This window comes from Streptomyces xingningensis, assembly GCF_054957865.1.
On record NZ_JBDJPF010000081.1, the window covers coordinates 1 to 23,290 of the forward strand.

Below are 23,290 nucleotides of genomic sequence, written 5' to 3' on the forward strand. Positions count from 1 at the left end.
GTGTTTCTTCTCCCCCGTCTTTTGTTGGGGACGGCCGACGGGCCGGGTGCCCGGTTGACCGGCGGCCGGTTTTGCGTCCGTCGGCGGGCGGAAGCCGTCGCGGATGGCGCGGGCCTCGCCGGGGGCGAGGGGGACGTTGGAGATCAGCTGGGTGGTCGCCCAGCGGCCGTCACGGCCCTGCAGGCGCCACTCGTGGAAGTACCGCTCCTCCCTCAACTGCCCCTTGGCGCGCTGGAAGGCACTCTTCTTGATCCCGGCCCGGCGCGCGGCCTCGGACAACGAGAGGTCCACCCCGTCCGGCAGCGACAACAGCCACAGGAGGAGGCGGACGGCGTCCGAGCCCAGGCGCGGATGACGGATGAGTTCATTCGATACACGCGTGAAACGGGTTTCCGGCGCGATAAAATGCGTCAGCATCTGCGGGAGTCCTTGTCCCTTGCGGGTGTAGACCCCTGCCTCGGTGGCTAGACCGGCGCAGGGGTCGCCTCGCTTACGGCACGAAGCAACCCGATGCGGGCAACGTAACCCACACACAGCGCCTCACGACCCGCCTCCAATGACACAACACCCGTACGAGTTAACCGACTTCATGACCTCGATCCCGGAGTAGTCTCGCGAGCGACGATCGTGCACTGGGAGAGGTACGGGCAGTGGCAGGCGAGAACTCTCAACCACCCATGACGTGGCGGTACTGCGGCAACCAGATCAAGCTGTGGCGCCAGCGCGCCGGGGTGAGCCGCGAGGCGTTGGCCCAAGAGGCCAGTTACGACGTGGAATACGTCAAATCAATGGAACTGGGGCGCCGAAGGCCGACGAGGCGACTACTCGAGGTGGCAGATGCGATGTGCGGTGCGCAAGGACTACTGGTCTCGGCGCAGGACTACCTGCAGCCGGAAAGGGTCCTTGTCTACGTCGAGGATTACGTGCGATACGAAGCCGAGGCAATCGCCATCAGCTCGTATCAACCACAGCTGATTCCGGGCCTACTTCAGACGGAAGAGTACTTCCGACGACTGTGCGAAGGCCACTTGCCACCGATGGACGACGAGAAAATCGAAGCGCTGCACAAGGGCCGGTTGACGCGTCAGGTCCTATTGGACAACCAGAACAAGGAGTTCAGTTTCATCGTCGGGGAATCGCCCGTACGTCATCCCATCGGCAGCAGGGAGGAGCACAAGCGCCAATTGCTCCACCTGCTGGAAATGAGCCAACGACGCAACGTGGCCATCCAGGTACTCCATTTCGGTGGCGCTCATGTGGGTCTCAATGGGCCGTTCATCCTGCTCGAGACTCCCGAACACCAACTCCTCGCCTATGAAGAGGGTCAGATGACTGGCACTCTGTATGCGGACCCTGAGAAGGTCAGCGCCCTCGCGCGATGCAACGTCGCAATCTCCCGGCGAGCTCTCAGTTGCGAAGAATCGGCACATTTCATCAGGAAATTGATGGAGGAACTATGACCGCCGAGTTGACATGGCTCAAGTCCAGCTACAGTCAAGCTCAAACCGAATGCCTCGAGATCGCCCCCCACCCCGGCACCCTCCACGTCCGAGACTCAAAGCTCGCACCCGGCCCCCAACTCGCCTTCCCCACCCTCACTTGGTCCTCCTTCATAGCTCACATATCCATCACCTCGAACCGAAGGTGGCGTTGATGACGTCCATGACGAACTGGCGCTCCGCGGCACCGCCGTTGGGTATGCCCGTGGGGTTGACGGAGTAGACCAGGCGGCGCTCGAGGCCACGGGTGGTGAACATCCCGTTGGTCCAGCCGGGCCGGGAATCGGCCATTGACCGCGTGTGCGCTTCCACATCGAGGCATGCCTCGAACACCCGGTCCGGGGGTGCGGCGACGGCTGTCACGATCTCTAAGTGCGGCACCGGGCCATCCTAGAAGGGTGGGATAGGTGGTTCTGGTCGAGGGCATGCTTGATCGCCGGTCGATGGGGCCGGCGTGATCAAGTGGTGGCGGGCATCCAGGGCCTGCCCCGCATGGCGTGTACGAAGGCGTCGAGCATGGGTTGGTCGTAGCAGGCGCGGTGGCGAGGGAGGTGCGGATCGCGGCAAAGTCCTGGGCTCCGAGGAGGGTTCGCAGGCTTCCGGAGTCGAACGGCAGTCGCAGGTCGTGGACCCAGCGCGGGTTCGCCGCGAGCACTATGCGCAGACCCACCGCGCGATCACCGGCCTGGATTCCGACCGCGCCGCCCGCCGGACCACGAGGCATCGGACGAGCACCGAACTCGCCCCCGCTCGCCCGGCCGCCTGCTGATCCCCTCAGCCGAACCGTTCCATCTTCAACAGGGGGCGGAAACCTGCTCCCTCATGCCCGACTTGTCGAGGGAAGCCAGCCCAAGTTAAAACACGAACCAACTCCCGCACACCACGCCACCCACATGCCACGCTCACCCCAGAGTCAGGCGCGGCCCGCGCCCGCCCCCGCCGCCGAAACTCCACCGCCTGCCCCCGCCACAGAAACCCGTCACCGAAACGCCACCGCCGAAACCCGGCAACCGGTCTCGGCCCGGGCCCGCCTCGCCCGTATCTGCCGCTTTGCGCCGGAGGCGCGAAACGAGAGGGTCACCCGCCCGAGCACAATGCCGCCCCGCCCAGGGGTTCGCGAGGTTCATCGGGCGTCCGCCAGGTCTTGGGCCCGGCCGTCGCGTACCACGACCTCGCGGTCGGAGTGGGCGGCGACCCGGGCCTCATTGGTCAGAAAGTCGTCGGTGTCCAGGTCGAGATCAAAGGGCTCCGGCAGGTGCAGTGGGGTGCCGAACGGGTGTGGTCCCTCGGCCTGTTCATAGCCGAGCCGACCCGGTTTGGAGAACAGCGTCCAGGTCTGCCCCTGTCGGTCCACCAGCAGGTACAGCGGGGCCCCGTACTGGGCGTACCGCCTGCGCTTGGTCACCCGGTCGGTGTCCCCGTTGGACTGCGAGGTCACCTCGACGATCAGCAGGCTCTGGTCGGGCAGGATGCTCGCCTCGTCCTTCGCCACGACCTCACCGGGCACCACCGCCAGGTCCGGCACGTACCAGTTCGGTGTTCCCGGAAGGTCGATGTTCCCCGAGCCCGTCCGACACCCCAGCTCCCGCACTCGGCCACGGATCTGGTCCCTGACGGACTCCGCCGCACCGTTCCTACGGACTGAGCAGGAGTGAGCCCGGTCAGCCGCACGCCCCGAACGGTCTTGGGCGCACTGGTTCCCCGGCGTACTCGACCCCGAGGCGGCGACACGCATCCTGTGCGTGGTCCGGTCCCGGGAGGCCGGTTCCCTACGCGACCTGGCCATATGGATACGGCCAGAGGCGACGGGGAGGCCCTGAACCATCGCTCCGGTGGAGCAGGGGCCCCGCACGCCGACACCGCACCCGGCGTCCCAGATCGCGCCGCCACGCTAACCCGGATGACCCAGGGCACCGCAAGCCCGGAAGCCGGCCATCACACCATCGAGCTAAGACGACCTCATATGCGCTCCTCGACGAGCAGTTGCCAACCCCCATGCCCCCACGACGGCGACACCGGCTGGATCACTCCCTCAATGATCTCGGCGCGGTCCCCCGCGAGATGCTGAACGGCGATCTTCAACGCCCGCTCCAGGTCGGCGGGGTCCGCCGGCCGATAGGGCTGCACACTCACCGGAGACTCCTTTGATGTGGTGGCGGCTCGAGGACCGCCGGGGTACCGCCTACGACGACGGTATCGCCGCCTCGGTGTCGAGCGCGTCACCCGCCGGGGTGCCCTTCCGTGGACGGGTCCGGCGCGGCCGGTGGCCACGCCGGACAAGCGGTCAGCAGGTCAGCGATTGGCGCCACGGATCAGAGAACGCACCAGGCGGCAGGTGGTGTCGGAGGGCGGACGCACTCCGATTTGAGCCGCGCAGGTGCGTATCCTGCGGTCGCTCGCCCGGTCGGGGGTGTAGACGCCGGAGTGAAGCAGGGCGATGGCCAGGCGCATGGCCTTGAGCTGGCGGTTCTGCGCCTCGTACCAGGCGCGCGGCCGCCCGGCGGGCATCCGCTTCTTCGGCAGGGTCGGAAGATTCGGCAGGTTCGGCAGAGGGGATGCGGCTACGGCCATCGGCGTCCTCCTGAGGTGGTCGTACAGCCTCTTTCGACTGCCTCCATTTTACTACCGGGCACTGACAATCGCCCCAGCTCAGGCGGCAATTGACAGAGGTGCGCGATACCGTGGACCGCATGGAGATCTGGATCAATCCGGCCTGCTCGAAATGCCGCAGCGCGATCACGCTGCTCGACGCCGAGGGGGCCGACTACACCGTCCGCCGCTATCTGGAGGAGGTGCCGAGCGAGGAGGAGATCCGTACCGTGCTCGGCAGGCTCGGCCTCGAGCCGTGGGACATCACGCGGACCCAGGAGGCGGAGGCGAAGGAGCTGGGGATGGGGAGCTGGCCCCGGGAGGCCGGGGCACGCGACCGCTGGATCGAGACGCTCGCAGAACATCCCCGGCTGATCCAGCGGCCGATCATCACGGCGGACGACGGTTCGGCGATGGTGGCACGTACCGAGGAGGCGGTGCGGGAAGCCCTGTCCCGGAAGGGGAGTTGAACGGTCTTGAAAGCGCCCTTTGCTGCCGGTGAGGCCGGTTGACGCCAAATGAGGAGGAAAGGATCGGCCAACAGCCCACGCAGGGCGGTTCGGCATCTCTACAGTGGTGGCCTGGGAGATGCGTCGGGGGGCGGTCGGGCAAATGGATCCACTGATCATGCAGGCGGGCAGCGCTTTGGTCGGGGCCATGGCCTCGGACGCATGGCAGCATGTCAGCGCCGCCGTGGGAACGCTGTGGCGACGCGCGCACCCCACGAGTGCGGAAGGTTTCGACACCGAGCTCGAGCACCTGCGTCACGATGTCCTGAACGCTCGCAGCACCGAGGACACCGCCACCGAGGAAGCTCTGGCGGGCGTCTGGCGCCTACGACTCCAGCATCTCGCCGACCAGGACTCGCTGTTCACCACCGAATTGCGCACACTTTTGAAGGAAGTGCTCATCCCCGCGCTGGCCTCGACCGAGCGCACCCGTATCGGCTCGTTGGGGCACCGAGCGACCGCCACCGACCACAGTTGGATCGTCCAGGGCGGTGGTGATGTCACCCTGCACGGCCAGCCGCCCCGGCCATGATCCGTCACGGTGGCAGCCCCCCACCGGAAACCCGAAGCAGGACGCACTGGCTTCGGGCGGCAGCGAGATCACCCAGGTCGGCCGGGACTACGTCAGGCATGAGAACGTCTTCGCCGGGGCCACGTTTTGTCAAACACCCGCGCAGCCGATCGCGGCAGGCACATTGCCGAGGAATGTGACTGACTTCACCGGGCGGCGCAAAGAACTCGGCAGGCTGTGCGGCAAAGCCGTGGGCACCCGCCGGGTGGTTGCGGTCCATCTCGTGGTCGGCATGCCCGGAGTGGGCAAAACCGCGTTGGTCACCCGGGCCGCACACCGTCTCGCCCGGTGGTATCGCGACGGACAGTTTTTCGTCGATCTGGCAGGCCATCATGAGCACCAGCACCCTGCCCACCCGGCCGATGTCCTGGCCGATCTTCTCATCCATCTGGGCATAGCCCCCAGGTATCTGCCGGCCACGCTGGACGGGCGTTCTCGGCTATGGCGGGCTTGTCTGGATGGGAAGCGGGTGCTGTTGGTCCTCGATGACGCGGCGGACATCGCTCAGGTCGAGCCGCTCCTGCCCGGGAGCATGGACTGTCTGGTGCTGATCACCAGCCGACGGCACATGATGGGGCTCGATGGCGCAAAGCCACTCCTCCTGGAGGTCCTGCCTTTCGACGAGGCCACGCAGATGTTCATTCGCCTGACTCACCGCAGGCCCACGACCGAGGATTCCAGGGCGATCCACGACATTGTGCGGCGATGCGACCGGCTGCCCTTGGCCATCCGCATACTCGCGGCCCAAGTCCCCCACCGTCCCAGCTGTACCCTCACCCGGCTGGCCGCGGATTTCACCGCGGATCGACGACTCGCCCAACTGGGCTCCGGAGAACGCTCGGTCGTCGTCGCCTTCGACTTGAGCCATCGCCATCTGGCTCCGCAGACACAGCGCCTCTTTCGCCGCCTTGGCCTGCACCCCGGAAACGAGCTGGACATCCATGCCGTCGCCGCCTTGGACGGAATACCGTGGTGGCAGGCCCGTACCGAGCTGAATACGCTGTACGACGCATCGCTCATCAAGGAGACGGCCCATCATCGCTATCAACTCCACGACCTGACCCAGGATTTCGCACGCGAATTAGTCAGCCGCGACCCAGCCGAGGAGCAGGAAAAGGCAGTCGACCGTCTGCTGGACTACTACGCGTTCGCCGCCGAGACCGCGACCCGGCGCATTACCACCCGCAGCCGCCTATGGCCGCCCGACGAAGCCCGGCCCGTCGATATACCGGCACTTCCCAATCGGGACCGGGCACTTGAATGGCTACGTACCGAACTTCCCAATATGCGCGCTTGCGTCAACCAGGCCATCCTCCGCAGGAAGCATGCGCGTGTCACACGACTGGCGGCGGCACTGGCGGCGTTCCTGTGCCTGGAGGGCGACTGGACTTGGGCTGCCGCTCTGCACAGCGAGGCGATGGCGGCGGCAAAATCTCTGGGCGACCGCCGCAAGCAGGGGAACTCCGCCCTCGACCTGGGCTGCATCAGGCGCCTGAGCGGTGGCTTCTCGGCGGCGGCAGAGCTTTTCGCGCAGGCGCGGGCCGACTGCCAGGAGGTCGGCGACCGCCGTGGAGAAGCCGCCTCCCTCATCGAGCTGGGCATCGTGACCGCCGCCACGGCGGATTTCCCCAGTGCGGCCTCTCATTTCGAACAGGCGCTGTCCCTGTGTCAGACCGGCGACTATCGCCCCTGGGAGGCGCAAGCGCTGCTCGGCCTCGGCCGTGTCACCGTGCAGACCGACCGCTGCGCGGAGGGGATCGATCCCCTCAAACGTGCGCTTGCCCTCTTCCGTGAACTCAAGGACCACAGCGGAGAGGCACAGACTCTGCTGGAACTCGGCCAGGCCCATGAGTTGCTCGGAGAATTCCAAAAGGCCATCCGCCACCAGAACCAGGCTCTGACCATCCAGCTGGAACACGCCTGTCACCAGGGAGAAATCAACACCCGCATAGACCTTGGGCGCTCACTCTTCCTCATCGGGGACTACCCGGCTGCCATCAGCCAGCAGGAACGGGTCCTGAGCATGTGTCAGGGGCGCAACAACCGACCGGTGGAAGCCTGCGCGATCTGGGAACTCGCTCGTGTGCTGGAAGTCAGGGGCGAGTACGCGGCGGCAGCGCGCCGGTACCAACAGTCCCTGGATCTCTACCGGGAGAACGGCAGCCGCCTCGGGCAGGCGGGCAGCCTCCAAGGGCTGGGCAGGGTCAACGGCCTGCTGGGAGCCCATCGCAAGGCGGATGAGTTGCTCGAATCGGCCCTGAATGTGTTCCGTGCCATCGGAGACCGCTCGGGCGTGGCCTCGGCTCTTGGCGACCGAGCCATGGTCCGCGGACTGACCGGCGATCCGGCGCTGGCGGTCGAGTGGGCCGTCGAGGCCCTGTCCCTGTGCCGGGCAATCCCCAGTCGACCCACGGAGGCCAATCTCCACATCATTCTGGGCTCACTCAAAGTGAGTTCCGCCGAGCCTCACGCGGCGCTCGCCTCCTACGAGGAGGCCCTGCGCATCGCGCGTCGGCTGCCGAGCCCACTGCACGAGGGCCGCGCGCTGGAGGGCATCGCCTCCGCTCATGCGGCGCCGGGCGGTGACCGGGCGGCGGTGATCGATCACCTTCGCCAGGCCCTGGCGATCTATCGACGCCTCGCCGCCGCCGAAGCCGGGGGCGCGGCGGCCCGGTTGGCGGCGCTGGAAGCCGACGGCTGAATACCCTCGCGCATCAGGACCGGGGATGGATTCACCCCTGCCAAAACGATTCGTTCAGAGCCGAGTCGGGGCGCACGGCAGTGAGACGCAAAGCAGGCGGGGGCGGCGGGCGGTCCGATTTTCCTCCGCCGCTCGACTGAGCGACCTCAGGCTCGAACTCATGAAAGACATACATTCGCGCGAGCCTAAGTGTCCACATCCAGGCGACTCAAGATGACTTACATCACTCTGTGCACGTGCGCCCTCAGTGGAGCCGGAAGAGTGCGGAAAATCCTCTCCCGCAGCGAGAGTTGACCGACCTCGCGAAGGGAGCCGCTCAGGGCGTCAGCAGTCCCCACCACAGTGCCCAGGGGATGAACACCGCCCCGGCGGCGATCAGTGGGACGGTCCGGATCTGCCGAGTGCGCCAGGCTGCGGCAGCGGTCCGGCAGGCGGTCGCGACCACGGCGACGGCCAGGACCTGGAGCAGCAGCCAGGGCAGTGGGCGACCGCCGATGACGGGCGCCGCCATGCCCTCCCCGGCGGCGAAGACCGAGACGGTGCACAGCAGTGTGCTCAGCACGGTGACCAGACCCAGCCCGGCCAGCCACCGGGCGGACCGTGGGCTCGTGCGCCGCGGGCGTGCGGTGAGCCGGTGCATCACACCGGCCACCGGGTATCCGGCGAAGACTGCCAACAGCACCGCCAGCGCGGCCCATTGCAGCCAGGCGCCGCCGGGCACGGGCACACTGGTGGACACCTGGGAGGGAGCGGGTGCGGCGCTGGTCAGGGGTGGGTGGCCGGCCGCGACCGACCGTATCCAGGAGGTCATGGTGTCGGCGTAGCCGGGGGCGAGGGCGCCCAGCCGCTTGCCGTGGTGGAGCGGGCCGCCGATGCGGTCGAAGCCGTCCGTGGTGCGGTGCCCGTTGTGGGCAGCGGCAGGCACAAAGCGGGTAGTGACATGCTCATTGCCCGCCTTGGCGAGGGCCTGCTGGAAGAGCTGCGCGCTTTCCCGGGGCGGTACCTGTTTGTCGTACTCCCCCCAGAGGGCGAGCACCGGTGGTTTGCGCAGGTGCTCCAGGGCCGGCAGTGGGTCGTGGCCGGCTTCGGGGAAGAGCCCGGCGGAGTCCAGGAGTTGGGCCGCGGGACCCTCGGTCGCGTCGAGGAACGAACCGGAGATGTGCCGGTGGCGCAGGTGGGTGGTGAGGTTCCAGGTCTGGGTGCGGAGCGGGGAGTGACCAGAGGCGGCGATGGTGATCACATAGGCCACCTCGGCGGAGCGTGCCGCGGCCAGTGGCGCGACCCAGCCACCCTCGCTGAATCCCCAGAGCCCGACCTGGCCGGGGTCGACCCCCGCCCGGGCCCGCAGGAGTCGTACCCCGGCGAGGGCGTCGTCGGCCAGCAGCCCGAAGTCGCGGTGGGTCGGCGAGTAGTCGACGGTGCGCTTGTCGAAGACGAGGGTGACGATCCCGGCGCGGGCGAAGGCCTCCGCCTCCTGCCGGTACTCCTCCCGGGGGCCGGGGCCCGAGCCGCCCACCAGCACGATGCCCGGCTGCCGTCCCGGTGCCGGGGAGGCGGGGGCCAGGACGGTGCCGTGCAGCGTCAGTCCATTGCCGCCGCGGAAGGAGACCTCGCTGCGGCTCAGGCCGTCGGCGTCGGCGTGCGCCGATCGCACGGGCAGTGCGATCGAAGCGATCGCCCAGATCAGCACTGCCAGCACCGCCGGCACCGCCGTCAGCACGGCGGCCCGCAAGGGCGGTTTGGTCGAGAGCAACACGCTGTGCTCTCCTTTCGGTGGAAGTTGTGCACGCGAAGACACGCTCAAGGGCGTGGTGTTACTGCTTCTGCTCCGCTGGGCCGTCGAGTTGCCGCTCGGCGGCCCAGCTTTGGATGGTGGTCTCGGGTGATGGTCAAGTGATCTCGGGGAACCCGAGCAGCCGGATCAGGACGGCCCGGGCGTCGGGGGCCGCCTCCCCCTCCGGCGGGGAGTAGCGGTAGATCAGTTCGACGTACTCCTCGAAGAACGCCCGGAGTTGCTCAGGGCTGACCCGCAGTGTCGAGCGGGAGAAGACGGCCGCGTCCGCCCAGGGTCCGAGCCTCTCGCGGTCGGCCGCGAAGCGGTTGAACTGCTCGATGACTTCGGCGAAGTCAAGGCGGTGCATCTGGTTCAGCGCCTCCCGCATCTCGGGGGTCTGGCGGCTGTGCGGCGGAAATCGCCGGTCCCCGGGCACCCACCGCCACCAGCGCTCCCGCCCCTTCGCCAGCTCGGGCACCTCCTCGACGAACCCGTGCTTCGCCAGCTGACGCAGGTGGTAGCTGGTGAGGCCGGTGTTCTCGCCAAGCTCCCGAGCGAGGGTCGCGGAGTTGGCCGGGCCCTTGCGCAGAGACCGCTCGATCTTCTGCCGCATGGGGTGCGCCAGTGCTTTGAGCACCGCTACGTCGGTGATCTCCTGCGCTGGGTGCTGATCGGCCATGCGGGCAGCTTAGGCAGCTGCAAAGAAGCTTTGCAAGTCTTCTTTGCAGCTCTTGCGTCATCGCCGCGCACGCGGCGGATGCGCATTCCGCGACCGGACGGGAGTTACCGCGGGTTCGGTGTCAACCGCCCGTCAAGGGTCTGCTGCCCGGTCGCGGGCCGTGTTTCAATAGGGGCATGGCCAGCCACCAGAACACCGCGACGGGTCGCAGCAGCGACCTCGAGCCCTTCTGGCCCTCTCGTCAGCACCATGACTTCGACCGAGTGTGTTGTCGCGGGTACTGTCCCGCGCCGGCCCATTCCTCTCGCTGACCCACGTCGAAGTCAGCGCCGGTACCGTTTACCGGCCAATGGCCCGCGCTTGTACGTCCTCTCGACCTCTCGACGGCCTCTCGCGCGAAAGAGCTGAGCTCTCCATGACGAACCTCCGTACCCTGACCGCGGCCCCGGCCGACCGTTCCGTCCACCGTCACCGGCTGCGAGCCGTGTCCCCGGACGAGGTGCCGCCGCCGGCCGAGTTGCTGCACGCCGGGGCGACCTGGCTGCCCGCGCCGCAGCACGCCCTGCCCTCGCTGCCGGGACAGCCGCCGATGGTCGGCTATCTGGTGCTGGTACCGGCCGAGCAGCCCGCACCCGACGGTGCGCCGTCCACCGCCCGGGGAGATGCCCTGGTGAGCATCGACTCCGAGCAGCGGACGGCGCGGGTGGCGGGCCGCCTGCTGGATCTGACCTATCTGGAGTTTGAGTTGCTGGCCCACCTGGTGGCGCATCCGCACCGGGTGCACACCCGGGACCAGCTGGTGACCACGGTGTGGGGCTATGGTCACGTCGGTGACGGCCGTACGGTCGACGTCCATGTCGCCCGGCTCCGCCGGAAGATGGGGGCGGAGCACCGCGCCTCGATCGTGACCGTGCGCAGGGTGGGCTACAAGTACGCTCCCCCGGCTTCCTTCTGAGGAACTCCCTGCTGAGGCACCGACGGTGGCTCGGCGTGCGAGAGGTTGGGCAACCACCGCAGCCAGCGCGGCAGATACCAGCTCCGCTCGCCGAGCAGCGCCAGCGCCGAGGGCAGCAGCACCATCCGTACCACCGTGGCGTCGAGCAGTACGGCCACCGCGAGGCCGACGCCCATCTGCTGCATGTCCTGCATCGAGAGGGTGGCGAAGACCGCGAACACGGCGACCATGATGGTGGCGGCGCCGGTGACGGATCCGGCCGTGGCGCGGATGCCCTCGCGGATGGCCTCCCTGGTGGAGCGGCCGTTGGCGTGTGCCTCGCGGATGCGCGAGACCACGAACACGTGGTAGTCCATGGACAGTCCGAAGAGCACCACCAGGATGAACAGCGGCAGCCAGCTCTCGATGGCGCCGACCGACTCCACGCCCAGCAGGCCCGCTCCCCAGCCGTGCTGGAAGACGGCGGTCATCACCCCGTAGGCGGCCGCCACGGAGAGCAGGTTGAGGAGGGTGGACACGGCCGCAACGGGCAGTGAGCGGAAGCACAGCAGCATCAGCAGGAAGGTCACGCCGGTGATGAAGAGGAAGACCGGTGCGATGTCACGGCCCAGTTGGTGGTCGAAGTCGACCGAAGAGGCGAGCTCCCCGGTCACACGAGCCTCCCGGGACACCGGGGCCAGCGTCTTGGGGATGAGGTCCTGACGGAGCGTGCCCAGGGCGGCGCGTCCGTCCCCGGCCACCGGCACGGCGATCTCCGCGATGTGCTGCTCGGGATAGGGGGTGACGGTGATGCCCTGGCCGAACCGGCCGTCGGCCTTTGCCTGCCGGGTGAAGTCCGCCACGGCGGCGGTGAAGCGCGGTGAGGTCACGTCGTCGGCATCGTTGGCCCGGACGACGACCTTGGCGGGGGCCGGTCCGCCGGGGAAGGTGCGGGTGATCTGCTCATAGGAGACGCGCAGCGGGGCGTCGGACGGCATCTGCCGGTCCAGGCCCAGCTGTTGGGTCTTCATGCCCAGGGCCGGGGCGGCCAGCACCAGCAGCACGGCGGTGGCGGCGATCACCATCACCTTGGGCGCGCTCAGCACGGGCCGCAGCACCGCGCCCGAAATCCGGCCCGCGGCACGGCGCTTGCCGCGCCGGCCGCCCAGGAAGGGCACCTTGCCCTTGTCGATCCGGTCGCCGAGCCAGGACAGCAGGGCGGGCAGCACGGTCACCGAGCCCAGCATCGCGATGAAGACCACCAGGATGGTGGCGAGCGCGAAGCCCTTGAAGAGCAGCAGCCCGGACAGGAACAGTCCCGCCATCGCCACCATCACGGTGAGCCCGGAGACCAGCACCGCCCGGCCGCTGGTGGCGGCGGCGATGCGCAGCGCGGTCTCGGCGTCCCGCCCGGCGGCCCGCTCGTCGCGTTCCCGGCGCAGGTAGAACAGGCAGTAGTCGACGCCGACGGCCAGGCCCATCAGCAGCATCACCGAGGTGGTGGTCTGGAAGATGTGCAGGGCGTGGCTGGCGAGCGCGAGCAGGCCGTTGGCCGCGATGAAGGCGGTGACGGCGAGCCCGACGGGCAGCAGGGCGGCGACCGCCGCGCCGAAGACCACCAGCAGGATGCCCAGGGCGAGCGGGACGGCCGTCCACTCGGCGGATCCCATGTCGTCGCTGAGCATGTCGTTCAGCCACTTGTTGGCGCTGGCCTCGCCGTATTCGTGGAAGGTCAGGTCCGGGTGGGCGGTCTTGGCCTTGGCGACCGCGTCGAGCACGGGCTGCACCCGGTCGCCGGCGGTCTTGGGGTCGCCCTTGAGCGAGAAGCGGATCAGGGCGGCCTTGCCGTCGGCTGAGGGCAGCGGGGTGTTGAGGTCCGTGACCCGGCCGGTGGCGTCCAGGGCGCGGGAGAGGTCTCCGGCGGCGGCCCGCCAATTGCCGGAACCGGGGCCGGAGATCATGACCGTTTCGGCGGCGGGCTTCTTGATGCCCGCGTCGGAGAGGATCTGTTCGGCGCGGGCGGAGTCGCCCGCACCCTGTTCGGAGGTGGACATTTCCGATGTGCCGATCATTCCGCCGATCGCGGAGGCCAGCACGACGAAGATCACCCAGCCCAGGATCGCGGTCTTGCGATGCCGGGTGCTCCAGATGCCCAGCCGGGCGGCGAGGTTCCGCGGCGGTGGCGGGCCGGGTCGGGGAGGAGTCTGCACATTCAGCGAAGTGGTCACGCTCTGAAGCTAGGAGCCCGGCGGGGCCGGCCCCAGCCGCCGAGACACCCATCGCTCGAGACAAAAGGCGAGGTGAGATGGTGTACCTGGGTACACCATGACAAGCCGTGTTACGCCCAGTGACCGGCTCCGGGGGAACCCGCACCATGGAAGACGGGCCGGGGAACGGTTCCTCGGCACGATATCGGGAGAGAGTTCATGAAGATCCGCAGCGCACCCTTGGCCACCGCTCGGGCGCTGTGGCTGGCGATCTTCGGGCTGATCCAGTCGCTGACCCTGTTCACCCTGGCGATCGTGTCGGTCGCCCTGGTCCCGGTGGGGATCGGCGTGCTCGCCGTGCCACCCGTCTTCAAGCTGGTACGGGCCTATGCCAACCAGCGCCGGGCCCAGGCCAAGGCCTGGTCGGGGGTGGAGATCCCGGTCCCGTATCTGCCACTGCCCAAGAACCCGAACAACGACTTCCTGGGCTATGTGGCGCTCAGCTGGGCCGTCCTCAAGGACAAGGCCACCTGGCGCGACCTGCAGTGGCTGCTGATCGACAGCATCGCGGGCTTCATCCTGGCGATCCTGCCGGTGACCTTCTTTCTCTACGCCCTGTGGGGGCCGGTGCTGGCCCTGGGCGTCTGGAAGCCGATCGCCCGCCATGGGGGCTTGTGGTTCGGCTTTATCCACATCACCGACCAGACCAGCGCCAACTACGCCGCCGCCCTCGGCCTGGCGGTGGGCGTCCTCGGCCTGTTCGTCAACCCGGGCCTGCTGCGCGCAAACTTCCTGCTCGCCAGGTCGGTGCTCAGCCCCACCCATGAGCGGGAGCTCGCCCAGCGCGTGGAGCACCTCACCGAGACCCGGCACGACGCGGTGGACACCTCCGCCGCCGAGCTGCGCCGCATCGAGCGCGATCTGCACGACGGCGCCCAGGCCCGGCTGGTGGCCGTGGGCATGAGCCTGGGGACGATCGAGGCGCTGATGGAGAAGGACCCGGCCCAGGCCCGGCAGCTGCTGGCCGCCGCCCGGGAGTCCTCCGCCGAGGCCCTCACCGAACTGCGCGACCTGGTGCGCGGCATCCACCCGCCGGTACTGGCCGAGCGCGGGTTCGGCGACGCCGTACGGGCCCTGGCGCTGCGCCTGCCGCTGCCCGTCGAGGTGGACATCGAACTGCCGGGCCGGGCCGCGGAACCGGTCGAGGCGGCCGCGTACTTCGCGGTCAGCGAGATCCTCACCAATGCCGTCAAGCACTCCGGCGCCCGGGGGATCTGGCTGGACGCGCATCACACCCGGGGGATGCTGCGCATCACCATCACCGACAACGGGCGGGGCGGGGCCGAGGCCTCGCGCGGCAGTGGGCTGCTGGGGGTCGAGCGGCGGCTGGGCGCGTTCGACGGGATCATGGCGGTCAACAGCCCGGCGGGCGGCCCCACCATGGTCACCATCGAGATCCCCTGCACCCTCGCGCCACGGGCCTGACAGAGTGGCCCCATGACCGACACCTCCGAACTGGTCACCCTCCTCGGCCTCCAGCCGCATGTCGAGGGCGGGTGGTTCCGCGAGACCTGGCGGACGTCCGGCAGCACGGTCCCCGAGGGATACCCGGGGCCCCGGGCGCATGCCACCGGCATCTACTTCCTGCTGCACCCCGGTGAGACCTCCCGCTGGCACCGGGTCCGCTCCGATGAGCTCTGGCTCTGGCACCGCGGCGGCCCGCTGCGGATGCTCCTGGGCGGCACGGGCCCGGCCCCGGACGAGGCGGGTGCCGAGGAGGGGATCCTCGGGCCCGGCGTCGAGCACGGGGAACGGCCCCAGCTGCTGATCCCCGGCGGGGTGTGGCAGAGCGCCGAACCGGCGGGCGACGAGCCGGTGTTGGTGACCTGTGTGGTCGCCCCCGGCTTCCACTTCGAGGACTTCACCATGACCTGACCGAGCGGAATGGGGGAATGAGGGAGTATGGAAGCTCCCTCACCCTGGAGCTCCTGTGCGTGTCGTCCTTGCCGAAGATCTGTTCCTGCTGCGTGACGGGCTGGTGCGGATGCTGGAGGCGTACGACTTTGAAATCGCCGCGGCGGTGGAGAGCGGCCCGGAACTGAGCCGGGCACTCGCCGAACTGCGGCCGGACGTGGCCATCGTGGACGTCCGGTTGCCTCCGTCGTTCACCGACGAGGGCCTGCAGTGCGCGCTGGCGGCCCGCCGGGCGACCCCGGGCCTGCCGGTGCTGGTGCTGTCCCAGCATGTGGAGCAGCTGTACGCCCAGGAGTTGCTCGCCGACGGCAGCGGCGGGGTCGGCTATCTGCTCAAGGACCGGGTGTTCGACGCCGAGCAGTTCATCGACGCGGTGCGCCGGGTGGCCGGGGGCGGCACCGCGATGGACCCCCAGGTGATCTCGCAGCTGCTGACCCGGCGGTCACAGGACGAGCCAATGGGAAGGCTGACCCCACGGGAGCGCGAGGTGATCGAGCTGATGGCGCAGGGCCGTTCCAATGCGGCCATCGCGGCCCAGCTGGTCGTCACCGAACGGGCGGTCGCCAAGCACACCTCCAATATCTTCGGCAAGCTCGGACTGCCGCCATCCGACGACGACAACCGGCGCGTGCTGGCCGTACTGGCCTACCTCGACCAGGGCTGAGCAGCCCATGACCGCCCGCCTGCCCCGGCTGGCGCCCGCCTATGTCGGGGGCGTGCAACTCGGCGCGTACGCCGTCCGGTACCTGCTCACACCGGCCGCCCGCGAGCGGCTGCTGCGCCGGTGCTCCACCAATGTCGACAATCTCCGGGCCGGCCGCTGGGACACGCTCGCCACCAGCGCCGTGGTCGTCGAGCAGCCGATGGAGCTGCCCTACGCACTGCTCCTGCTGGCCGTCCTCGGCTATGCGGAGTACGCGCACGGCGCCTGGTGGGCCGCGAGCGCCTTTGTCTGCGGGCACCTGGGCGCATCCGTCATCGTCTACGGGGCACTGCGCGCCGCGCGCGCCCCCGCGCCCACCCGGTCGGCGACCGACGTCGGCACCAGCTATGGCTTCAACGCCCTGGCCGGAGCGCTCACCGGGGCGCTGCCGCGCGGGCCGGCCCGGATGCTCGGCCGCACCGCACTGCTCGCCCTCGGCCTGGCTCCCCTGCTGCGCGGGCGGCCCACCTTCACTGACGCCGGGCATCTGCTGGCGCTGCTGCTCGGCATCGGCCTGGGGACGCTGCGGGAGCAGCCCCTGCCTCAGGGGTACCATCGCGCGCTCCGCTACCGTTCGCCACAATAAAGCTGGAAAACGGAAAAGCGCCCGACCAGGGAGACCCGCTCATGCCGCAGTTCGACGCCTCGACCATCCCCAACCTCCGCGACCTCGGAGGCATCGCGCTGGTCGGCAACTCGGCCGTCCGTCCGGGTCTGCTGCTCCGTTCCGGGCAGCTCGACCGGCACGACCCGGCGGCCGACCCCGCGGTGGCCGCCCTGGGCATCCACACCGTGGTGGATCTGCGCACCGAGCCGGAACGGCGCAAGCGCCCCGACCGGCTGCCGGAAGGGGCCCGGGTGATCATCGCGGATGTGCTGGCGGACTCCGCGCCGGGCGGCGAGGCGGTCCCGCCGCGACTCGAATCGGTGCTCGGCAACCCGGCGGCGGCGGAGGAGCACCTCGGGGGCGGCAAGGCGGAGAAGCTGATGGGCGACTCCTACCGCGCGTTCGTGACCTCGGAGTCCGCCTGCCGGGCCTACGGCCGGCTGCTGTGCGCACTGGCCGAACCGGGCTGCGGCCCGGTGCTCTTCCACTGCACGGCGGGCAAGGACCGCACCGGATGGGCGGCCACCGTGATCCTCCTGCTGCTCGGCGCGGACCAGGCGGCGGCCGAGGCCGAGTACCTGGCGGCGGGCAAGGGCGCCACCGCCCCCTTCGCCCCGGTGGTGCAGCGGTTCACCACGGCCGGCGGAAACCCGGAGATCGCCGACGCGATCTTCGGCGTGCGCCCTGGCTATCTGGCGGCGGCCCTGGAGGAGATGCGCCGGGCATACGGCTCCCTGGCGGGCTATGTACGGGAGGGACTCGGCGTCCCCGCCTCCGCGGTGGACCGGATCCGGGCGCGCTACGTGGCCTGAGGCCCGCCGAACGGTCCTGGGGAGGTACGGCACGCCCCTCTTGCGGGACGCGACCCGCAAGGGTGAGGTGACCATCCCACGATTCACTCGTTCTACGGACGTGGAGCAGCAAGCGACAGCCCCCCGGCCCCTCGCCCCCGTCCCGCCCGTCCCCGTCGATGTCGAACAGGCCGAAGCCGCGCTCATTGAGCACTACCCGCGCCTGGTGCGCCTCGGATACCTCGTGCTGCCGCCGACGCTGGGCCGCAATCGCCGCGTCCTGACCGCACACTCCATCGTCCAGCTGGCGCTGCCGCGCAACCGGTCCGGCGCCATGGAGCCCCAGCTGCCCTCCCCGCGTGCCGAAGGCGCCCCCGGCGACCCGGGCTACGCATATGTCCGCCGGCGGGTGCTCAAGGCCGCGCTCGACGCCGGACGGCCGCGCGGCCGCTGGCAGTTGCCGCGCCGCGGCCAACTGCCGCCGCTGCTGCCGCAGGTGTGGGGGCTGCGGCTGTTCCCCCGCTCCGGCGGCGCCGATGAACTCGCCCTGGACCAGGCCCTCGCCGGGCTCTCCGCCCCCGGCCGGGCCGCCTTTGTGCTGCGCGCGCTGGAGCTGCCGACCGACCATGACGTACGGCTCCTGCTGACCGCCGCCGGGGTGGCGGACCCGGGCGCGGCGCTGGCCGAGGCGGGCGGCATCCACGGCCGGGACGCCGCCCTGCTGCACTCCGTGGAGTTCGACCCCTGCTCGCTGCAGGCCCGGCCCACCGATCTGATGCGCCGCCGCCAGCACACCAGGGCCGCCGCGGCGGCGGTGGCGGCGGCCGTGGCCTGCGGGGCGCTGCTGGCGGCCCTGCCGGGCTCCGGCTGGGGCCCGGACGGCCCCGCCGCACCGCCCTATGCCCGCAACGCCGCCGCCCAGCAGGCCCTCGATCCCGCCCAGTTGACCCAGGCCGACGCCACCGGCTGGCGGCGCGCCGACCGCCCCGGCTTCGCCGACTGGCCCGCCCGCGGCAACCGCACCGACGACCGGGCGCTGCTCCGCCGGGCGCTCGCCGTCTGGGCGCGCCCGGGCGGCTCGGTGCAGGTCACCGCGACGCCCGCCACCCCCGCCGGGCCCGCCGCGGGCCCGCCACAGCTGCTCTACGCGGGCGAGGTGGACTCGGCGACGATCGTGCTCCTCCACGACGGGCTGCGGATGGTGCGCTATGCCGAGGCCAAGAGCGGTGACACCGGCTCGGCCGCCCTGGACTTCGCGCGCACCGACGCGGCCGACGCCGACTCCGCCACGGCGGTGGTGGTCGGCCGCACCGATGGCAACGTCCGCTATCTGACGGCCCCTTGGGTCGGCAGCGCGGCCCTGCGCGACCTGCTCAAGCCGGCCGGCGCCGCACAGCCGCTGCACCGTGGCCCCGATGGGGTGACCGATCCGGTGCCCACCCCCGCCGCGACCGGCGACTGCCACGCCTGGCCCGCCCTCCAGCTCGGCGGCCGGCTGGTGACCGACCTGGGCGAGCTGATCCCGGCCCGGCTCACCAGCGGCAGCCCCGCCACCGCCCCGCACGATGTGAACAGCGCCGTGGCGCGCGCCGGCTGGGCCCACACGGCATGCCGGTTGCAGACCGTGCGCTCACAGGGCATGCGCTCGGTCAACTCCTGGCAGTTCGCCACCCAGCCGCTGCCCGGCGGCGCGGGCAGCGCCGAGTGGTTCTGCACCCGGGGCGAGACCTGGCGGGGCGCGGGCAGCCGGGTACTGGCCCAGTTCCAGCCGCCGGGCGGCAGGCCCGCCGCCCCGGCGGCGGCCGTCGCGCGCGCCTCGGACTCCCCCGCCTGCGGGGCCCATGACCCGCATGTGCTGGCGGGCGTGTTGTGGAAGTCGCACACCGGCACCTGGTACGCACTGGCGGCGGGCAGCGAGGACGTCGCCGTCATCACCGCCACCGGCGGGGTGCGCGGCAGTGCGGCGGGTCCACTGCTGGCCCTCCCGGCGGCGGCGGGCGCCCAGGCCCGGCTCAGCGCCCTGCTGGAAGACGGGAAGAAGATCGCGATGCTGCGCTAACCGCCCCCATGGCCGGGGAGTTGGGCGCGGGTACCGGGCCCGCGCGACCTCTTTGGGCGCATCCGTTTAGGATTCACCCCATGACCACCGGGGTGCGCCGCAGGATGGGTGTCGAGCAACGACGCGAGCAGTTGATCGCCGTCGCGCTCGAGCTGTTCAGTCACCGCTCCCCCGAAGCCGTGTCCATCGACGAGATCGCCGCGGCGGCCGGGATATCCCGGCCGCTCGTCTACCACTACTTCACCGGCAAGCAGAGCCTGTACGAGGCCGCGCTGCGGCGCGCGGCCGAGGAGCTGACCGCGCTGCTGGCCGAACCGCGCGAAGGGCCGCCCGGAACCCGGCTGTTGCGGGTGGTGAACCGCTTCTTCGACTTCATCGAGGCCCATGGTGCGGGCTTCGCCGCCCTGCTGCGCGGCAGTCCGGCGGCGGGCTGCCGGGAGACCGAGGCGATGATCGACGGAGTCCGGCGGGCCGCGTACCGGCAACTGCTCGGCCACCTGGGCGTGGCGACTCCCGGCCCGCGCCTGGAAGTCGCCCTGCGCTCCTGGATCTCGCTGGCGGAGACCACCGCACTGCTGTGGCTGGACGGCCCGCGGATTCCGCGCGCGGAGCTGGAGTTGCAGCTGGTCCACGCGTTTGTGGCGCTCGCCGCGTATGACGACGACATGGCGGCCGTGCTGCGGCGGATGCTCAGCGAGGAGCCCGCGGACGGGCCGTTCGGCACCCTGGCCGCACGGCTGGCCATGCTGGTTCCCTGACGGCCTGATCCGCCCCCTGCCGCCGACCAGGTCGTAAGCGGGTGTCCCCGCTCCGCGATGGTCTTTCCGCGGCGGATCACGTCCTGTTAGCTTCCTCTCGCCAGCCAAGGGCCAGTCCGATAGGAGCTCCATGCCCCAGAACCTCGCGCCCTCCCCCCGCCCCGAGTCCGCCGCCCCGTCCGCGCGGGCGGACGGCTGGTGGCGGAGCGCCGTCATCTACCAGGTGTATGTGCGCTCGTTCGCCGACAGCGACGGGGACGGCGTCGGCGATCTGCGCGGGATCCGCGAGCGGCTGCCCCATCTGGCCGACCTGGGCGTGGACGCGGTGTGGCTGACGCCGTTCTATGCCTCGCCGCAGGCGGACGGCGGGTACGACATCGCCGACTACCGGGCCGTGGACCCCCTGTTCGGCGATCTTTCGGATGCCGACGACCTGGTGCGCGCCGCGCACCGGCTGGGGCTGCGGGTGATCGTCGACATCGTGCCCAACCACACCTCCGACCGGCACCCCTGGTTCCGGGCCGCGCTCGCCGGCCGGCCGGGCGGTACGGACCGCTCGCGCTACCACTTCCGTCCGGGCCGGGGGACGGACGGCGAACTGCCGCCCAACGACTGGGAGTCCGTCTTCGGCGGCCCGGCCTGGACCCGGACGGCGAACCCCGATGGCGGCCCGGGTGAGTGGTACCTCCATCTGTTCGCGCCCGAACAGCCCGACCTCAACTGGGAGCACCCCGAGGTGCGGGCGGAGTTCGAGTCCATCCTGCGGTTCTGGCTGGACCTGGGGGTGGACGGCTTTCGGATCGATGTGGCGCACGGCATGGTCAAGGCGCCGGGACTGCCCGACATCGGCCGCAAGGAACAGGCCAAACTCATCGGCGCCCAAGTGCTGCCGTTCTTCGACCAGGACGGCGTGCACGAGATCCACCGCTCCTGGCGGCGGCTGCTGGACTCCTACGACGGCGACCGCATCGGGGTGGCCGAGGCCTGGGCGCCGACCTCCGAGCGGCTCGCCCTGTATGTGCGCCCGGACGAGCTGCACCAGGCGTTCAACTTCCGCTTTCTGACCTGTCCATGGGGAGCCGCCCCCATGCGGGCCGTCATCGAGGAGTCGCTGGCCGCCACCCTCTCGGTGGGCGCGCCCACCACCTGGGTGCTCTCCAACCACGATGTGGTGCGGCACACCACCCGCTACGGCGGCGGCGCACAGGGGGTTCGCCGGGCCCGCGCGGCGGCGCTGCTGATGCTGGCGCTGCCCGGTTCCACCTATGTCTACCAGGGCGAGGAGCTGGGTCTGCCGGAGGTCGTGGACCTGCCGGACGAGGTGCGCCAGGACCCGGCGTTCTTCCGCGGCGACGGCCAGGACGGTACCCGGGACGGCTGCCGGGTGCCCATCCCCTGGTCGGGCGACCGGGCCCCGTACGGCTTCGGTCCGGGCGGCAGCTGGCTGCCGCAGCCCGCGGACTGGCGGGCCCTGTCGGTGGCGGCGCAGTCCGGCGATCCCCGCTCCACGCTGGAGCTCTACCGTTCCGCGCTGGCCCTGCGCCGCACCCTGCCGGGGCTCGGCGGTGGCGAACTGCGCTGGTTGGACGCCCCGGAGGGGGTGCTGACCTTCTCCCGGCCGGGGTTTGTGTGCACGCTCAACACCCTCGACAGCGAAGTGGAACTGCCCGTACCGGGTCATCTCGCGCTCGCCACCGACCCCGTGACACTCACGGCCGGCACGGTCCGTCTCCCGGCCGACTCCTGTGCGTGGTGGGAGATCTGAGCGGACCATCACCCGTTTGGCCGCATCCGGCCATCACAGCAAGCAATCAACCATCTACTCACTGTTCACTCAGGAGGGTGGTCACATGACTGCTTCCACTTGGCGCGACCCCCGCAACGGCCGCGAATCAGACCGAAAGCGGCCAAGACCAGACTTAGGGACGATCTGCGGGCGTCTGTTCTCTGGCACACTCTTGGCCTATGGGTGAAGCGACAGCAAAGACCCTGGAAGGCCGGACGGCCGCCCCGCCCCCCGGCGAGGAACGGGCGGACAGGCCCCCTGCTGGTCGCCCCCTGCTGCGAAGACTGCGAACCCCCCGGCGGCCACGGCTGTGGTTCGAGATTCTGCTCATCGCGGTCAGCTACTGGACATATTCCCTTGTCCGCAACGCCGTTCCCGAGCAGGAGCAGGCGGCCCGGCGCAACGCGGACTGGATCTGGAGCGCGGAGCAAACCCTGCACATCGCCGTCGAGCACAGCGTCAACCGGGCCGTGAACTCGGCGACCTGGCTCATCGTGGGGATGAACTACTACTACGCCACCCTGCACTTCGTGCTGACCATCGGCGTGCTGGTGTGGCTCTACCGCTGGCACCCCGGGCGGTATGCGGCCGCCCGGCTCGCCCTGTTCGCCACCACCGGGGTGGCCCTGCTGGGTTACTACCTGTATCCGCTCGCACCACCCCGGCTGATGGACGGCGCCGGGTTCATCGACACGGTCGTGGTGCACCACACCTGGGGCTCGATGGCCTCGGGCAATCTGGCCGATGTCTCCAACCAGTACGCGGCGATGCCCTCGATGCACATCGGGTGGTCGACCTGGTGCGGGCTCACCATCGCGATGCTGGCCAAACCGGTCTGGGCGAAGGTCCTCGGGGCGCTGTACCCGGTGGCGACCCTGCTGGTGATCGTCTCAACCGCCAACCACTTCTGGCTGGACGCGGTGGGCGGGCTGCTGTGCCTGGCGTTCGGCCTCACGCTGTCCTTCGTCTGGTACGGAACGTTCCCGCACCGGCTGGCCCGGCAGGTGGCGACCCAGCGGGTGGCGGGCTCCAGGCCGCCGCGAATTCCCTAGTGAGCCGGTCGTGAGTCTCGGCGTCACCACGTGAGTTGCTTCCCGTCCCGGATCGTGTCGGAGGTGGTGACGCTGGGACGGTTCGGCGGTCTGCTGA

Annotated in this window: 21 protein-coding genes and 2 pseudogenes; 15 read left to right on the forward strand and 8 right to left on the reverse strand. The window is 70.1% G+C overall.

The annotated features are described in order from the left end of the window. Positions 1-417: pseudogene (locus ABCR83_RS29205) on the reverse strand (hypothetical protein); the annotation flags it as partial. 233 nt (positions 418-650) lie between these two features. Here ABCR83_RS29205 and ABCR83_RS29210 point away from each other — a divergent pair. Together ABCR83_RS29210 and ABCR83_RS29215 are read left to right on the forward strand one after the other, a co-directional pair. After that, on the forward strand, positions 651-1,460 hold the full coding sequence (locus tag ABCR83_RS29210) for a helix-turn-helix domain-containing protein (protein WP_462698227.1): 810 nt from the start codon (positions 651-653) through the stop codon (positions 1,458-1,460). Continuing rightward, positions 1,457-1,654: a DUF397 domain-containing protein gene (locus ABCR83_RS29215; RefSeq protein ID WP_462698228.1), complete on the forward strand. Its 198-nt coding sequence runs from the start codon at positions 1,457-1,459 to the stop codon at positions 1,652-1,654. The genes ABCR83_RS29210 and ABCR83_RS29215 overlap by 4 nt, the downstream gene beginning before the upstream one ends. Here ABCR83_RS29215 and ABCR83_RS29220 read toward each other — a convergent pair. The 4 genes and pseudogenes from ABCR83_RS29220 to ABCR83_RS29235 all read right to left on the reverse strand — a co-directional run bounded on the left by ABCR83_RS29220 (position 1,629) and on the right by ABCR83_RS29235 (position 4,070). Further along, on the reverse strand, positions 1,629-1,880 hold the full coding sequence (locus ABCR83_RS29220) for a hypothetical protein (RefSeq protein ID WP_462698229.1): 252 nt from the start codon (positions 1,878-1,880) through the stop codon (positions 1,629-1,631). The two genes, ABCR83_RS29215 and ABCR83_RS29220, sit on opposite strands and share 26 nt — an antisense overlap. 835 nt (positions 1,881-2,715) lie before the next feature. Further along, positions 2,716-3,126, reverse strand: a pseudogene (locus ABCR83_RS29225) (Uma2 family endonuclease); the annotation flags it as partial. 332 nt (positions 3,127-3,458) lie between these two features. Continuing rightward, positions 3,459-3,632 (reverse strand): hypothetical protein, encoded by a 174-nt coding sequence (locus ABCR83_RS29230; protein ID WP_462698230.1) that lies wholly within the window; start codon positions 3,630-3,632, stop codon positions 3,459-3,461. A gap of 159 nt (positions 3,633-3,791) precedes the next feature. After that, positions 3,792-4,070: a hypothetical protein gene (locus tag ABCR83_RS29235; RefSeq protein WP_462698231.1), complete on the reverse strand. Its 279-nt coding sequence runs from the start codon at positions 4,068-4,070 to the stop codon at positions 3,792-3,794. Between the two features lie 119 nt (positions 4,071-4,189). On the opposite strand from ABCR83_RS29235, the gene ABCR83_RS29240 reads away from it, so the two are divergent. The 3 genes from ABCR83_RS29240 (at position 4,190) to ABCR83_RS29250 (ending at position 7,869) form a co-directional block, all read left to right on the forward strand. Then, positions 4,190-4,558 carry an ArsC/Spx/MgsR family protein gene (locus ABCR83_RS29240; RefSeq protein WP_462698232.1) on the forward strand — a complete coding sequence of 123 codons (369 nt, stop codon included), beginning with the start codon at positions 4,190-4,192 and terminating at the stop codon, positions 4,556-4,558. A gap of 142 nt (positions 4,559-4,700) precedes the next feature. Continuing rightward, the gene (locus tag ABCR83_RS29245; protein ID WP_462698233.1) at positions 4,701-5,129 is read left to right on the forward strand and encodes a hypothetical protein; all 429 of its coding nucleotides are present in this window, start codon (positions 4,701-4,703) and stop codon (positions 5,127-5,129) included. Beyond that, positions 5,095-7,869: a tetratricopeptide repeat protein gene (locus tag ABCR83_RS29250; protein WP_462698247.1), complete on the forward strand. Its 2,775-nt coding sequence runs from the start codon at positions 5,095-5,097 to the stop codon at positions 7,867-7,869. The genes ABCR83_RS29245 and ABCR83_RS29250 overlap by 35 nt, the downstream gene beginning before the upstream one ends. A gap of 316 nt (positions 7,870-8,185) precedes the next feature. Here ABCR83_RS29250 and ABCR83_RS29255 read toward each other — a convergent pair whose 3' ends face one another. Together ABCR83_RS29255 and ABCR83_RS29260 are read right to left on the reverse strand one after the other, a co-directional pair. Next, positions 8,186-9,625, reverse strand: coding sequence for an alpha/beta hydrolase family protein (locus ABCR83_RS29255; RefSeq protein WP_462698234.1), 1,440 nt, complete (start codon positions 9,623-9,625; stop codon positions 8,186-8,188). Positions 9,626-9,758: 133 nt separating this feature from the next. Continuing rightward, the gene (locus tag ABCR83_RS29260; protein ID WP_462698235.1) at positions 9,759-10,322 is read right to left on the reverse strand and encodes an ArsR/SmtB family transcription factor; all 564 of its coding nucleotides are present in this window, start codon (positions 10,320-10,322) and stop codon (positions 9,759-9,761) included. 415 nt (positions 10,323-10,737) lie between these two features. On the opposite strand from ABCR83_RS29260, the gene ABCR83_RS29265 reads away from it, so the two are divergent. Beyond that, positions 10,738-11,277 (forward strand): winged helix-turn-helix domain-containing protein, encoded by a 540-nt coding sequence (locus ABCR83_RS29265; RefSeq protein WP_462698236.1) that lies wholly within the window; start codon positions 10,738-10,740, stop codon positions 11,275-11,277. Here ABCR83_RS29265 and ABCR83_RS29270 read toward each other — a convergent pair. After that, complete coding sequence (locus ABCR83_RS29270) at positions 11,247-13,406, reverse strand: MMPL family transporter (RefSeq protein WP_462698248.1); 2,160 nt, start codon at positions 13,404-13,406, stop codon at positions 11,247-11,249. The two genes, ABCR83_RS29265 and ABCR83_RS29270, sit on opposite strands and share 31 nt — an antisense overlap. A 276-nt stretch (positions 13,407-13,682) precedes the next feature. Here ABCR83_RS29270 and ABCR83_RS29275 point away from each other — a divergent pair, with 276 nt between their 5' ends. The 9 genes from ABCR83_RS29275 (at position 13,683) to ABCR83_RS29315 (ending at position 23,193) form a co-directional block, all read left to right on the forward strand. Further along, positions 13,683-14,948 (forward strand): sensor histidine kinase, encoded by a 1,266-nt coding sequence (locus tag ABCR83_RS29275; RefSeq protein WP_462698237.1) that lies wholly within the window; start codon positions 13,683-13,685, stop codon positions 14,946-14,948. Between the two features lie 12 nt (positions 14,949-14,960). Then, positions 14,961-15,398, forward strand: a complete 438-nt coding sequence (locus ABCR83_RS29280; protein WP_462698238.1) for a cupin domain-containing protein — start codon at positions 14,961-14,963, stop codon at positions 15,396-15,398. A 55-nt stretch (positions 15,399-15,453) separates the two neighbouring features. Beyond that, positions 15,454-16,101, forward strand: a complete 648-nt coding sequence (locus ABCR83_RS29285; protein ID WP_462698239.1) for a LuxR C-terminal-related transcriptional regulator — start codon at positions 15,454-15,456, stop codon at positions 16,099-16,101. Between the two features lie 7 nt (positions 16,102-16,108). Then, the gene (locus tag ABCR83_RS29290) at positions 16,109-16,726 is read left to right on the forward strand and encodes a rhomboid-like protein (RefSeq protein ID WP_462698240.1); all 618 of its coding nucleotides are present in this window, start codon (positions 16,109-16,111) and stop codon (positions 16,724-16,726) included. 41 nt (positions 16,727-16,767) lie between these two features. Continuing rightward, complete coding sequence (locus ABCR83_RS29295; protein ID WP_462698241.1) at positions 16,768-17,559, forward strand: tyrosine-protein phosphatase; 792 nt, start codon at positions 16,768-16,770, stop codon at positions 17,557-17,559. A 100-nt stretch (positions 17,560-17,659) separates the two neighbouring features. Beyond that, the gene (locus ABCR83_RS29300) at positions 17,660-19,597 is read left to right on the forward strand and encodes a hypothetical protein (protein ID WP_462698242.1); all 1,938 of its coding nucleotides are present in this window, start codon (positions 17,660-17,662) and stop codon (positions 19,595-19,597) included. Between the two features lie 80 nt (positions 19,598-19,677). Then, positions 19,678-20,355, forward strand: a complete 678-nt coding sequence (locus ABCR83_RS29305) for a TetR/AcrR family transcriptional regulator (RefSeq protein WP_462698244.1) — start codon at positions 19,678-19,680, stop codon at positions 20,353-20,355. 130 nt (positions 20,356-20,485) lie between these two features. Beyond that, positions 20,486-22,120 carry a glycoside hydrolase family 13 protein gene (locus tag ABCR83_RS29310; RefSeq protein ID WP_462698245.1) on the forward strand — a complete coding sequence of 545 codons (1,635 nt, stop codon included), beginning with the start codon at positions 20,486-20,488 and terminating at the stop codon, positions 22,118-22,120. 200 nt (positions 22,121-22,320) lie between these two features. Further along, positions 22,321-23,193 (forward strand): phosphatase PAP2 family protein, encoded by an 873-nt coding sequence (locus tag ABCR83_RS29315; RefSeq protein ID WP_462698246.1) that lies wholly within the window; start codon positions 22,321-22,323, stop codon positions 23,191-23,193. Positions 23,194-23,290 lie beyond the last annotated feature (97 nt).